This window comes from Symbiopectobacterium sp. Eva_TO (assembly GCF_053848865.1).
In genome coordinates, this window is record NZ_JBSPEY010000004.1 from 3,930,040 (window position 1) to 3,943,789 (window position 13,750).

The 13,750-nt window shown below is 52.8% G+C and carries 12 protein-coding genes and 4 pseudogenes; 8 read left to right on the plus strand and 8 right to left on the minus strand.

Annotated features, from left to right (window positions below; translation table 11 throughout):
- Positions 1-123: 123 nt before the first annotated feature.
- Both ACWWJF_RS23140 and ACWWJF_RS23145 read left to right on the plus strand, forming a co-directional pair.
- A protein-coding gene (locus ACWWJF_RS23140) for an IS3 family transposase (protein WP_455868400.1) occupies positions 124-1,292 on the plus strand; the annotation gives its coding sequence in 2 pieces (ribosomal slippage) (positions 124-379 and positions 379-1,292; 1,170 coding nt in all).
- A 17-nt stretch (positions 1,293-1,309) separates the two neighbouring features.
- Positions 1,310-1,576 (plus strand): YciN family protein, encoded by a 267-nt coding sequence (locus tag ACWWJF_RS23145; protein WP_455870682.1) that lies wholly within the window; start codon positions 1,310-1,312, stop codon positions 1,574-1,576.
- Positions 1,577-1,617: 41 nt separating this feature from the next.
- Here the strand turns inward: ACWWJF_RS23145 and sohB are convergent, their stop codons facing one another.
- The gene (gene sohB / locus ACWWJF_RS23150; protein ID WP_455870683.1) at positions 1,618-2,664 is read right to left on the minus strand and encodes a protease SohB; all 1,047 of its coding nucleotides are present in this window, start codon (positions 2,662-2,664) and stop codon (positions 1,618-1,620) included.
- Positions 2,665-2,979: 315 nt separating this feature from the next.
- Between sohB and ACWWJF_RS23155 the strand changes: the two genes are divergently transcribed.
- Positions 2,980-3,741, plus strand: coding sequence for a YciK family oxidoreductase (locus tag ACWWJF_RS23155; RefSeq protein ID WP_455870684.1), 762 nt, complete (start codon positions 2,980-2,982; stop codon positions 3,739-3,741).
- A gap of 13 nt (positions 3,742-3,754) precedes the next feature.
- Positions 3,755-3,979, plus strand: a pseudogene (locus tag ACWWJF_RS23160) (cob(I)yrinic acid a,c-diamide adenosyltransferase); the annotation flags it as partial.
- Positions 3,980-4,013: 34 nt separating this feature from the next.
- Here ACWWJF_RS23160 and ACWWJF_RS23165 read toward each other — a convergent pair.
- The 7 genes and pseudogenes from ACWWJF_RS23165 to ACWWJF_RS23195 form a co-directional block, all read right to left on the minus strand.
- Positions 4,014-5,221, minus strand: a pseudogene (locus ACWWJF_RS23165) (IS256 family transposase).
- Between the two features lie 58 nt (positions 5,222-5,279).
- On the minus strand, positions 5,280-5,435 hold the full coding sequence (locus tag ACWWJF_RS23170) for a hypothetical protein (RefSeq protein ID WP_455870685.1): 156 nt from the start codon (positions 5,433-5,435) through the stop codon (positions 5,280-5,282).
- 11 nt (positions 5,436-5,446) lie between these two features.
- A complete protein-coding gene (locus tag ACWWJF_RS23175; protein ID WP_455870686.1) occupies positions 5,447-5,626 on the minus strand; it encodes a hypothetical protein in 180 nt (59 codons plus the stop codon).
- Positions 5,627-5,644: 18 nt separating this feature from the next.
- Positions 5,645-5,875: a hypothetical protein gene (locus ACWWJF_RS23180; RefSeq protein WP_455870687.1), complete on the minus strand. Its 231-nt coding sequence runs from the start codon at positions 5,873-5,875 to the stop codon at positions 5,645-5,647.
- 177 nt (positions 5,876-6,052) lie between these two features.
- Entirely contained in the window at positions 6,053-7,342 is a 1,290-nt protein-coding gene (locus tag ACWWJF_RS23185; RefSeq protein WP_455870688.1) for a glycoside hydrolase family 10 protein, read from the minus strand.
- A gap of 41 nt (positions 7,343-7,383) precedes the next feature.
- Positions 7,384-8,262, minus strand: coding sequence for an N-acetylmuramoyl-L-alanine amidase (locus ACWWJF_RS23190; RefSeq protein WP_455871228.1), 879 nt, complete (start codon positions 8,260-8,262; stop codon positions 7,384-7,386).
- Between the two features lie 286 nt (positions 8,263-8,548).
- Complete coding sequence (locus ACWWJF_RS23195) at positions 8,549-9,688, minus strand: MFS transporter (protein ID WP_455870689.1); 1,140 nt, start codon at positions 9,686-9,688, stop codon at positions 8,549-8,551.
- A gap of 199 nt (positions 9,689-9,887) precedes the next feature.
- On the opposite strand from ACWWJF_RS23195, the gene ACWWJF_RS23200 reads away from it, so the two are divergent.
- The 4 genes and pseudogenes from ACWWJF_RS23200 (at position 9,888) to ACWWJF_RS23215 (ending at position 13,640) form a co-directional block, all read left to right on the plus strand.
- A complete protein-coding gene (locus tag ACWWJF_RS23200; protein ID WP_455870690.1) occupies positions 9,888-11,021 on the plus strand; it encodes an MBL fold metallo-hydrolase in 1,134 nt (377 codons plus the stop codon).
- A gap of 129 nt (positions 11,022-11,150) precedes the next feature.
- Positions 11,151-11,523 (plus strand): annotated as a pseudogene (locus ACWWJF_RS23205) (SrfA family protein); the annotation flags it as partial.
- Positions 11,524-11,808: 285 nt separating this feature from the next.
- Positions 11,809-12,939 (plus strand): annotated as a pseudogene (locus ACWWJF_RS23210) (virulence factor SrfB); the annotation flags it as partial.
- 44 nt (positions 12,940-12,983) lie between these two features.
- Positions 12,984-13,640: a virulence factor SrfC family protein gene (locus ACWWJF_RS23215; protein ID WP_455870691.1), complete on the plus strand. Its 657-nt coding sequence runs from the start codon at positions 12,984-12,986 to the stop codon at positions 13,638-13,640.
- The last annotated feature ends 110 nt before the right edge of the window (positions 13,641-13,750 follow it).

The window sequence follows — 13,750 nt, forward strand, 5'->3', positions numbered from 1 at the left end:
GTTAGAATAGTGCTATGAGTTTCAGCAGGAGTAACACTATGTCAGACAACTGTAGTGGCACACTGATACTGGCCACCTGAGCGGAGGTGATATGCTCACCTCATCAACACGACAGGTGACCTCATGGGTAAACATTTTACGGCGGAATTTAAGCTCGAAGCCGCAAAGCTGGTTGTCGACCACGGCTACACATACGTTAAGGCCGCAGAGGCGGTTAATGTCAGCCATTCTGCCATTAGTCGCTGGGTCAATAAGCTTCGCCTTGAACGACAGGGAAAAACGCCAACGGGACTTCCTCTTACCCCTGAACAGCTCGAGCTGCGTGAGATGAAGAAAAAAGTCCAATGCCTTGAAATGGAGAACGAAATCCTAAAAAAGGCTACGGCGCTCTTAATGTCGGACTCACTCAACGGTTCACGGTAGTCGACAGGCTGAGGGCGCGATACCCGGTCACGGCGTTGTGCCAAACTTTTGAGGTACATCGCAGCAGCTACAGGCACTGGCAGGCTTCCGCTAATGAACCCGACGGTGAGCGCGTGGTTAAGTGTAGCCGCGTCATGGAAGCCTGGAACGCCAGCGGCGGCTCTGCCGGCGCTCGAAGTATCGCGACCATCGTCACCGGCAGCTCCGGTGTCAAAATGGGGCGCTGGCTGGCTGGCAAGCTGATGAAGGAGCTGGGTATCGCCAGCTGCCAGCGACCGGCTCACAAATACAAACGCGGCGGCAATGAACACGTTGAAATACCGAACTATCTCAACCGCCAGTTCGCGGTTACCGCGCCGGATCAGGTCTGGTGCGGCGATGTGACCTACATCTGGACGGGCAAATGCTGGGCTTACCTTGCGGTGGTGCTAGATCTGTTCGCCCGCAAACCGGTGGGCTGGGCCATGTCGACGTCGCCGGACTCGGCGCTGACAGTTAAAGCGTTGCAGATGGCCTGGGAACTCCGGGGACAACCAACAGGAGTCATGTTCCACAGCGACCAGGGCAGCCACTATACCAGCCGTCAATACCGGCAAGCCCTGTGGCGCTGCCGGATAAAGCAGAGTATGAGTCGGCGGGGTAACTGCTGGGATAATGCGCCAATGGAGCGGTTCTTCCGCAGCCTGAAGACAGAATGGGTGCCGACAAAGGGTTACAACAGCTTCAGCGAAGCCCAGGACGCGATTATCCGCTACATCACGGGGTATTACAGCGCTATCCGGCCTCACTGGTATAACGGCGGCTTAACTCCAAACGAATCTGAGCGACTGTTCTACATACAGTCTAATGCGGTGGCCAATATTAGTTGACCACTACAAACGTGACTATGACCGCAGAGAACAACGCCACAGAAAGAACCCCGATCGACCGCCAGACGCTCTTGGAACAGGCTAACCGCCTGATTCAGAACCACGATGACGATCTTCACGGCATGATCGCCACCGACGTTGATCAGAAGAACGGCGTGCTGGTATTTAAAGGGGATTATTTCCTGGATGACAACGGCCTGCCGAAATTAAAAACCACAGAGGTATTTAACATGTTCAAGCACTTGGCGCATGAATTGTCAGAGAAATATCAACTGATCGACTAAGCGGGATGACCCTGTACGCACCGCGCACAGGGTTAAACGTATCAAACGAACGGATGGCTGCCTCGCTGCCACCAACGCAGCAGCAGACGCTCAGCGGAGTCACCCGCGTTCCCCATGATTTTATCCAGCAGGCGCTTGCGACGCGTATAGCGCACACTCAACACCTCATGCGTGGTTATTTCCTGAATCAGTAGATCGTCGCTGGTGCCTATTGCATCGACCAGCCCTAACGTTTGCGCCTGCGTGCCAAACCAATGTTCGCCCGTAGCGGTTTTATCGATATCCAGCGTGGGTCGCATCTCTTTGACAAACTGCTTAAACAGACCGTGAGTCACGTTCAGTTCTTCACGGAATTTTTCACGTCCCTGCTCCGTATTCTCACCAAACAGCGTCAGGGTGCGCTTATATTCACCGGCAGTATGCAATTCCACATCGATATCATTGTTTTTCAGCAACCGATTGAAGTTGGGGATCTGGGCCACTACCCCAATAGAGCCGATGATGGCAAACGGAGCCGCGACAATACGATCGGCCACACACGTCATCATATATCCACCGCTGGCAGCGACCTTGTCCACCGCAACGGTCAAGCGAATGCCGCCATCGCGCAGTCGCTGTAACTGAGAAGCAGCCAACCCATAACCGTGCACCACGCCGCCGGGGCTTTCCAGACGTAACAGCACTTCATCCTGCGGCGTAGCCACCGCCAGCACCGCCGAGACCTCTTCACGCAGCGCAGAGACTTCACCTGCGTCCATGCTGCCGTTAAAATCCAATACGTAAAGACGTGGTTTCACCACTTTCTCATCGCCGCGTTTGGCACGCAGTTTCTCTTCTTTAGCGGCAGCTTTGTCCTCTTTTTTCTTCCGCTTCGCGACCAGTTTGCGTTCCGCATCACTCATGCAGGTGTCACGCATTTCATTTTGCATTTCGCGATACTGTTCACCCAGGTTCATCACCTGCAACTCCCCTTTGCGCGGGCGTTTTCGCTGCGTGACACCAAAGGTCAACACGACCAGTGCGCCAATGGCCAGCACTATCGTGACTACTTTTGCCAGAAATAAGCCGTACTGAGAAAGCAATTCCACAAATACCGTCCCTCGTTTACTGAGTCATATCATGACGCCGCCGATGTTTACCTGCGCAGTTGCCTGCGACACACCACACCATCATACCGCTCGTCTTACGCCACTCCACGGTTTTCATCAAACCGACGCGAGAGCAAAAAGACAGCCTAACGTATGGCGTGAAATATGGCGATGTTATTCATGGGTTTTTTACACCTGTTGCTGTTTTTTACCGCAGTGGCCTAAGAATGTGCCCGACGCGCATTGAATTCACCGACACATTGAGGCATAACTGCCGTTACGTTTTATGGTTTGCGGCGTATAGAGGAAAGTACTGTGCATTATCAACCTATGAATGACCTTCTTAAACACCGCTTAATTCTGGTCACCGGTGCGGGCGATGGTATTGGGCGCGAAGCCGCGCTCACTTACGCGCGCTACGGTGCCCGGTTGATCCTGCTGGGTCGCACCGAGCATAAATTACAGGATGTGCAAGCAGAAATCCTGCGTGAAACCGGGACATCATCGCTGGTTGTGCCCTGCGATTTATTAACAATCACCGCCCAGACGTGCGCTGCGCTGGCGGCTGACCTGGAAAAACAGATACCACACCTTGACGGCGTACTGCATAACGCGGGGTTGCTCGGTGATATCATACCGATTGCCGAACAGGATCCGGCGACCTGGCATCAAGTCATGCAAGTTAACGTGAATGCCACCTTTATGCTGACGCAGGCGCTGTTACCCCTGTTGCTAAAAGCCACCAGCCCCTCTCTGGTGTTCACCAGTTCCAGCGTGGGTCGCGTGGGCCGCGCGGAATGGGGAGCCTATGCGGTTTCCAAATTCGCCACAGAAGGGCTTATGCAGGTCTTGGCCGACGAGTATCGTAACCAGCATTTGCGCGTTAACTGTATCAATCCAGGAGGGACGCGCACTTCAATGCGTGCCAGCGCGTTCCCGGATGAAGATCCCCTACGCCTCAAAACCCCGGCTGATATTATGCCGCTCTACCTTTATTTGATGGGGGATGACAGCAAACGCAAAACCGGCATGAGTTTTGACGCACAGCCGGGAAGAAAACCCGGCCCAGCGGTATAAGGGAGCCCTGACAATGGATAACGATCGCCACAAGCAGCGCCAGCAAAAACTGAAACAACGGGTTGACGAACGCATTGCCGCGGCCAACGAGGTGCGTGGCATCCTGATGGTTTTCACCGGCAACGGCAAGGGTAAAACCACGGCGGCGTTTGGCACCTCAACACGCGCGGTGGGACACGGCCTGCACGTTGGCGTAATTCAATTTATCAAAGGTGAATGGCCCAACGGCGAGCGCAACCGACCCTGTACATGATTCTGTGTAAATGCCTTTCTCAGTAGTGACCGTCCAGGCGGTCACCGAACGCGATAATAAAACGGCTCATTGCCATACGCCAGTCCCGCAGTGGCATCGTCCATTTCTGTTAGGCCGACTGGATTGCCAGCCACACCACCTTTTTCACTGCGTCGTCAGTCGGGAACACCTTGCGTTTTTTAATCGCATGCCGGATCACACTGTTCAGCGACTCGATGGCGTTGGTTGTGTCGATGACTTTGCGGATATCTGCCGGGTAAGCGAAGAACGTTGCCAGATTGCTCCAGTTCGTCTGCCAGCTCCGGCTTATCTGTGGATAGCGGCTGTCCCATGCGCTGGCGAATGCTTCCAGCACCTGCTGGCCTGCTTTTTCCGTAGCGGCCTGATAGATGGCTTTCAGGTCGCGTGTGACGGCTTTGTAGTCCTTCCAAGAGACGAACCTCAGGCTGTTGCGTACCATGTGCACGATGCACTGCTGGATGCGGGCTTCCGGATACACCGCGTTGATGGCGTCCGGGAAGCCTTTCAGACCGTCGACACAGGCGATGAGGATATCGTTCAGGCCGCGGTTTTTTAGTTCTGTCAGCACATTGAGCCAGAACTTCGCGCCCTCGTTTTCGGCCAGCCACATACCCAGCAGTTCTTTCTGGCCCTCGATGTTGATACCCAGTGCCAGGAACACGGATTTATTGATGACGCGACTGTCCTGCCGGACCTTCAGGATGATACAGTCAAGGTAAAAAATGGGATAGACTGCATCCAGTGGACGATTTTGCCATTCAGTAACCTGTTCCATCACGGCGTCGGTGACCTTCGAGACCAGCGCCGGTGAGACATCCGTGTCATACAGCTCGTTGAACCCAGACGCTATCTCGCGGGTGGTCATCCCTCTGGCGTACAGGGACAGGATTTGGTTATCCATCCCGGTGATCCGGGTCTGGTTTTTCTTCACCAGTTGTGGTTCGAAGGAGCCATCACGATCGCGCGGAGTACCTAGTGCCAGAGGGCCATCGCCGGTGGTCACGGTGTTTGTGGAATAGCCGTTGCGGGAGTTGGCCCCCGGTTTGGGCTGATTTTTATCGTAGCCCAGAGGTGGGACATTTCGGCGTTGAGAGCAGCCTCAACGCTGATTTTCTTCAGCAGGCGATCGAATTGGCTGAGATCGTCAGGGGTTTTGAGATTTTTGGCCAGTTCGTTAGCCAGAGCCTGCAACTGTTTTTCGTCCATAAATTAACCTGTTTTTGATGTTGAATTGAACATATCAAAATCAGGCAATTACACAAATTTATGTACAGGGTCCGTTTAACACGCTCATCAGCGTTTTAAGCATCAGATACTGCGTCACGCTGTCAATGCCGCGGCGAACAGCTTTCATGCCAGAGGACTCCGCGCGAAACAACCGCTGGATTTTCTCTACTAATACCGGCACCTCAATCAGCATGAAAATAACAGTCAGAAACACCACCAGTGCCGATGAAAAAAACTGGATACGTGGCTGAGCATGCGGGTGATCAGCCCAAGAAATTGCTCAGGATCAATCAGCGACATCGCCGCTTCCGGCGATAGCGTTAGCCCCAATTTCTGCAACGGTGCAATACCGACGGTAAGCTGACGCGTCAGCAGACTGCGCATTTGCAAGCTCATTTGATTTTACTCAAGCAATGCCGCCACAATTCTGAGCAGGACGTAAACCAGCAGCATCAACAATACACCGCCCAGCAACACCACAATCAGAGAGCTCGGTAAGCGAGTACGGCACAATAGCGCCACTACCGGCTCAAGCACGATAGCCAAAAACAGGGAGAGCAGGATGATGGAGAGGATGGATGCCGCCAGATGGATTCCCATCATGACGATAGCTAATGCGGCTAACAGCAACATGCGGTTCAGCAACATATCATCGGAAAATACAGGTGTTTTCATGGTGGCCTGCTTAGGGTTAACACGACGTTTAAATCCTGCCGCACGCGATAAAATCTATTTTTGCAAATGTGCGTCGGATAGTCTGTTCTACAACAGAAAATATAGCGGCTTTTCGCCGCAACGTCGTTTTTACCGCTATTTACCCCAGTGCTTTCTGAGGTAATCCACCGCCGGTACGGTTTGAGGTTGATGAATAAATCCCTCACGAAAGAGCACGCTACCTTTCACTTCCGGCAGCGCTTCATTGAGCGCCAACTGTCGCCGCAGTTCAGGCACGCCACCATCCCTCGCCCAATCAGGCTCCTTTTGTGAAGGTACACCGACTTTATACAGTGCTATACCAATGTAGAGGCGCGTTTTTGTTGGCCTTACCACATCTGCCCACCATTTTACCAGTGTGTCATAACGGACGATTTCTCGTGAAAAAGGCCAGTAGATTTGCGGGATGATATAGTCAATCAAGCCACGTTCTACCCACAACCGAGTGTCTGCATAAGAGATGTCATAGGCCGCACCACCGCGCGTATCCGAACCACGAGCGTCATTCTCCGCATTGCGCCACACGCCAGCTGGACTGACGCCAAACTCAACCTGCGGTTTGACCGCTTTGATTGCCATCGATACTTGCTCAATCAATAGCAACGTATTATTGCGCCGCCAGTCCCCTTTGACGACAAACCCCTGTCCATACTGCCTATAGGTAGCATCGTCTTGCAAACGGGACGCGGGGGTTTCGTAGTAGAAGTAATCGTCAAAATGGATACCATCCACGGCGTAGTTGTTAATCAGTTCCACCACCACATTGGTGATCCACTGACGCACCTCTGGGATACCGGGATCCAACACAAACCGATCGCTCGCCGTACGTATCCATTCTGGGTGTAACGCATAGACGCTAGAGGGCGACGCACTAAGAGTGCGGCGCAGCGCGTCCACGGTTTTCGGCTGGGCATTGCTGGTCACACGGTAGGGATTGAGCCAAGCGTGAATGCGTAATCCACGCTTATGCCCTTCAGACAACATGAAGGCCAAAGGATCGTACCCGGGATCTTTGCCCACCACACCGGTTAATACATCAGACCACGGCAGTAATGCCGAGCGGTATAGCGCTGTGCCGTCCGGCTTTACCTGAAAAAAGACCGTGTTAACACCCAGGCTAACCAGATTGTCCAGCTTGTCGATCAGCGCCTGTTTTTGTAACGCAATGCGGCGCTCATCTGACGGCTCATCACTTAACGCAGGTGTAGGCCAGTCAAGGCCAGAAAGCGTGGTTAGCCAAACACCTTTGACGTTCTCCGGCATAGCCGGAGAAACGTGGACGGGAGCCTCAACCACAGCGGGAGGGATGATTTTACCCTTACTACTGCACCCCAGCACTCCACACACCAAACACAGCAGAAAAAAGCAACGTCGATAATTCAGCATGTTTGAGCAATTCCTTGGCAGTAGAAAGGGTAGTCACGGGTTCAGGTTCGGTATTTTTCCACCAGCGCTTTGGCAATCGCCTCCGTTTGTGCATCGGCATTACCTTCAATATCAGATGGGCGGAAGTGCATTTGAAACGCGCTAATGGTCAAACGTGTTTCTTTATCCAACTCACCGTTTTGCGGAATTTTATCATAACCATATTGATGTAATGCTTTCTGAAGCGTCAACACATCCGTCGGCGCTCTCGGCTGCCGCCCGGCTAGATACTTGTGCACCGTTGCATCATCAGGCCAAGCACCGACGCCCATCTCTGCAAACCGTTTCCAAGGGAACAGTTTTCCAGGGTCCTGTTTGCGCAGCGGTGCAATATCGCTGTGCGCCAGAACATTATCCGGCGTGATGTTGTTACGCTTGATAATGTCTTTGGTCAGCGCAGCAAGCGCGGTAATTTGCGTTTCATTGTAAGGATACCAGGTACGAACGCCAAGCATGTTATCGGTAAAGCCGAGGTTAACAATCTCAATGCCCACCGAAGAGTCATTGATATTTACCCGGCCATTCCAATTACTGACACCCGTATGCCAGGCTCTCATATCTTCTGGCACCAGTTGCATCACTACGGGTTTTTTATCCCGCAGCGGTGGATTTTTCGCAACCAGATAATGCGCGCTGACTTGTCCCTGGGTTAACACCTCTAGCGAACGCGCATCATTCAGCGCGGTGTAATGTAGAATCAGAAATCGGACACGCTCATTCTGGCCTTTAGCCGGATGAATGGTATCCACGATGTAATCGCCGCGATCGACTAACGTTGAGCGCGGCGTAGAACATCCGGCCACAATCAATGCCAGTAACCCCACGGTGAGCAATTTCAGCCCATGTGGACGAGTGGTTGACGAAACAGAATTGAATATCATAGAAAAATTCACCTCCTTGGCGATCATTAACAGCAACAAACATTACGATAAGCAAGTAAACAGGCACTTTATTCTAATAATGGTTACGCGGTTGCTATTAAACCATCGCTAAACCGTTGCGATATTTAATCGTTTTATAGCATTTCCAAGGATTAATTACCTTTTTTAACCTCCAATAAGTGACATTGTCACCTTAGAAGCTAACCCTATTGCACTAAACGTTTCTGTAAAACAGGCAAAAAAAACGGGAGCCACCTGGCTCCCGTTTTTCATTCGATGCTAGGCGCTACAGTGCACTCTGTCGCGTTTCCTGCCCCAGCAGCATAATCGCAAAGACAGCAAGCACTATTGCCAGACTAAACAAGGCAAAAATACCACTGATGGGCACGGCGCTTGCGACTAGAGCGCCAACCAATAGCGGGCCAAAAATCCCACCGATACGCCCCACTGCCGCTGCCATTCCTGCTCCGGTAGCACGAATCGATGTCGCGTATTGTTCTGGCGTATAGGCATAGAGCGCCCCCCAGGCCCCGAGGTTGAAAAACGACAGCAGCGAGCCGGAGAGCAGCAGTTGTGGGGCACTGGTCGCAATGCCGAAAAAATAGGCGCTGATCAGCGTTCCCAGCAAATAGACCATCAGTACTACCTTTCTCCCTGCACGTTCAATCAACCAGGCAACGGTAAAATAGCCGGGTAACTGTGCCAGCGTCATCACCAGCACATAACCGAAACTTTTCACCATATCAAACCCTTTGAGCATCATCACGCTCGGCAACCACAGGAACATGCCGTAATAGGAAAACACCACGCAAAACCAGACAATCCACAGCATCACGCTGGCACGCCGTTGCTCCGGTGCCCAGAGTGCAGCAATCTTATGGCGAAAAGCACTTTTTTTCTCTTTCTGGCTCAGTTGCAGATAGTGCGGCGAATCCGGCAAACGAAAACGCAGGTATAGCGCGTAGAAAGCAGACAATGCACACAGGATCATCGCACCGCGCCAGCCGACACCCGGCAAGGGGATAAGGAAGTAGGCGATTAACGCGGCCAGCAGCCAGCCGACAGCCCAAAAGCTTTCGAGTAGCACCACGACGCGTCCTCGCTCTTCCGGGGGCACACTTTCACTGACTAGCGTAGATGCCACCGGCAGTTCGCCGCCTAATCCCATGCCGATAAAGAAGCGCAACACCATTAGGCTGCCAAATCCCCAGGCAAAGGCGCTTAACCCGCTGGCGATGCTGAACATCAACAACGTGATCATAAAGGCAGATTTGCGCCCTTTACGATCGGCATAAAGTCCGAAAACAAACGCGCCAACCGCCATACCAATGGAATTGACACTGCCTATCAACCCTAACTGCGCGGCGGAGAGCCCCCACTCCAGTTTCAGCGCCGCCAGAACAAAAGATAATAGCCCGACATCCATGGCATCAAACAGCCAGCCGGTGCCACAAATGAGCAATAACTTATTACTGGATAACGCACCCTGTCTTACCTGAGATAAAATAATGATATTGTTATGTCATCGTCAATCACGGTTTGTTTAGCATACTAAACACACATGACGCTGTCATGTGGCTTTTTTACTCAGACAGCACAATTTCACCTTAAGGCGGAGTGATACCATGACCGAAAAGGCGATATCGAACACCACGCCTCCCCACTATTCTACGACTGACCAGCGTTTTCACAACGTGCGGCCCAGCGTATACCTGCACATGGGCTGGCGTGAACGGCTTTCGGTACTCCGGCGCCTGTTGTTTACTGCACGATCCCGTATGCCGGAACAGCGGTTGCCAGAAGTTACGCCAAATTGGCGGGAGTTTCTCAAACCTGATAATAAAACTCGCATCATCTGGTTTGGTCACTCCAGTCTGTTACTGAACATGGATGGCGTTACCGTACTGATCGACCCGGTTTTTTCTGCATCCGCAGCCCCCTTTCCTTTTCGCATCAAACGCTTTCAACCACCGGTGGTCCCGATGGAAGCGTTGCCCGCTATCGATGTGATCGTGCTTTCACACAACCATTACGATCATCTGGACCGCGTAACCATCGATTTTTTCCGCGATAAGAAAACCCATTTTGTTACTCCGCTTAGCATGGGAAAGACCCTGCAAAAATGGGGGATTGGCGCAGAGCGCATTACCGAACGGGATTGGTATGAGGAATGCGCGTGGAAGACTCTGAGATTAACTGCGACGCCAGCGCGTCATGCCTCCGGGCGCACCCCCTTCGATCATAACCGCACGCTCTGGTGCTCCTGGGTGCTACAAAGCCCGCATGAAACGCTGTATTACAGCGGAGACTCCGCCTACGATGACCACTTCACGGCCATCAAAGAACGCTTTGGACCTATCGATCTTGCGTTTGTCGAGAATGGTCAATACAACTGGCGCTGGCCAGATTCTCACATGACACCGAAACAAACCCTGCAAGCGGTACTCGATCTGGCACCGCGCACCTTTGTTCCTATTCACTGGGGCATGTTTACGCTGTCACTGCACCACTGGACAGAACCCGTACAGCGCAGCTGCGCGTTGGCCGCTCAGAAAGGCGTTCAGATGCTTTGCTCACGTCTGGGTGAATTGGTGGACAGTCATTCATTATCCACCCCACCGTTATGGTGGATGCCCTTTGTGCCCGAAAAGACGTCAGTTTCCTTCCCCCCGCATCACAAGGCGCGGCATACTTGGAAAACGACAGCCCATAGAAAAAAACTGCCCATACGCGACGCTAAACCCAAGAAACGGCGTTGATAGGTCAAATATTTAGTGGTTTTGTCGTTTCTTTATCCGTTTGACATTGCCATTTCCGGTTTAAAGTACATTTTATAGTAAACTGATTTGATTTCAGATTTTAACCTTCCATTTAATAAGGTCTCTTTCTTGGCAAAATCATTACTACGCAGCGGAAGTTTGGCCGATTTTTTTGCGCTGGGCGAAAATGGGCAACCGGTGTATGCATCGGCTCTTCAGTTGCGAGAAACTCTGCGTTTACGGCGACAACAAACTGTTGCAAACCTGCCTGACTACCGTTGCAGCATTAAGTGAACGTGCGTTGGCATCAGACAGTGCGGCGCAGCAACGATTTGGTGCCCTGCTCGCCAAGGCGTTCCAATTCCCCGCCGCAAATTACGTTTATCTGGTCGGTGGCAGCCCCGTCATCACCTTTTGGGGGTTTATTAATCTTGACCAAAAACCTCGAACTGACGCCTTAGAATGCCTGCGCGAAGCCTTACCGGTCATCACGGCAGAACCGCTGGTCGATCCGATTGCACCGCCCATTCCACAACCCAACGCTGCCGCCGTCTATGCATAAACGGCGTCGTTACCGGTTGAGCCAGAAAACGAGCCCGAAGAAGCACCCAAGGTGGCGATTCCGGCCATGCCACCGACGGCATCAAGGAAATCCGCATTGCGTCGCTGGTGGTGGGTTGCACCGGGAGTGGCACTCGCGGGTGCGCTGGTGTGGCAATTCCGCGCTGGCGTGCCTGGTAAACCGATAACCTCAGAACCGGTGGTTGCGCATACACCGGAAAAACGTGTGCTGCCTGCACTGAATGCGTCACTGAAAAAAGCCGGGATCGCCACGCCGGACAGCCTGATGGACAAGCTGTTTGGTAACGCGGGCAGTATGGATGGTCAATCAACCCTGCGTCAGCAGTCCACCTTGCAAATCCTGATGCCGATTGGGCGTGCGATCTTCGAAGCCTATGAAGGATTCGATCCGCTCGACATGAGTGCCGAACTGGAAGCCAGCTTTGGTGAGCTACTGCCACAGCGTCCGACCGGCAAGGTGCTGGACTATTTAAACGGCGAAATCCAGCGTGAACAACCGGCGGATGCTGCCGCGTTCGATATTCTACACACGCCGCTTATCGTTCGGCTGAGCAAGTTGCACGGCGAGTTCTTATCCAACCGCATCAGTATCACGCAAAATTTACGTTCACTGTGCGAGGTGGTGGCACTCTATGATTGCGATGTATTGCTGCTTACCGGCCGTCCGTCGCGTTTCCCCGGCATACAGGCTCTGTTCCATTACCTTCAGCCGTTGCCCATCAGCCGTATTGTGTCACTGGATGGCTACCACACCAGCGATTGGTATCCGTTCAATAAATTCGGCCGTATCGAGAACCCGAAATCCACCGCGGCAGTCGGCGCCATGCTGTGCCTGTTGGCTCTGGACCTGCGCCTGCCGGGCTTTTATTTCAAAGCCGGGGATTTTGAACCCTACTCCACTATCCGCTATTTAGGCATGATCGATGCCAACCAACAGTTAACGCAGGATAACCTTTATTACAGCGATATAGATCTAGATGCCGCCGATTTTGAATTGGATAAACGCGGCTACTTCTCGGTGCGCGGCGGTATTGGGCTAGGTTTCCGTCAGTTGGATAACGAGCGCTGGCCCGCTACGCCGCTTTACACGCTGACCATTATCGATCAACCACTGGCCCGCAAGCTTGCGGGTGACAGCGTATTGCATCTGCGTTTGGCGGTCGCGCGCGAGGCGGGGCAACCTACGCCAGAACGTTTCGAAATCGCCGACGCCACGCTACAAGATGGCAGCAAGGTTCCACTTCACTATCTGCGGCTGCGGCTTAACACGCTGGCTGACAGCGATTCCGTCGCAACACACTACTGGATCGACAGCGGGAGCGTATTCAGCAAATGAGAGCACTGACGCCAAAACAACTTTCGCCCCGGTTAACCACGCAGTTGACTGCCGCATCAGAAGGTATCGAGCAGGCCATTGAGTGGGTAGAGACCAACCGTCCCCGCTCACCGCGTTTGGAGATGGAAGCCGATACGCTAACCATCAAACTACGCCGTCATAGTAACAAGGCACAACGGCTGGCAGACAGCGCCGGAAAAGAGATGGCCATCGGGCTGTTCGGTCAGGCACAGGAAGGCAAAACCTACCTGATTTCCGCATTAGCCGCAGGCGAAAATGGTCGATTGGAGAGCGATCTCGGCGGCCATACCCTGGACTATCAGGCGCATATTAATCCTGAAAACCAACTCGCCGGACTGATAACCCGCTTTACCCGCCAGCCAGGCGTAAAAAACGCTACCTATCCGGTTCAATTGCTGTTGTTAAGCGAAGCGGACATCGTCAATATTCTGGCACAAGCGTATTTGTCCACGACCGTTGCACCTCCGTCTCCCCGTAGTTTGGCCGAAGATGAACAGCAACTCGTCGAGCAGATGGCGCTGCTGGCGATGCATCGTCAGCCCGAGACAATCCCGGGATTCAGCAGTGATGAAGTCATTGCCCTGTGGGACAGCCTGGCGCGTCACGATGACAAACGGCAAAAATGGCTTGAGACCCACTTCTGGCCATATCGTTATACACATCTTTTGGCCATTTTTTGAACAGGATGCTCAGAACCCCGTGAATTAAGGCATTCAAGCCATCCCATTGGCTTTTTGAGGTTCAAAATGCCACTCTGAGATAAACCCGTAACTCATTGATTAAACAGTGC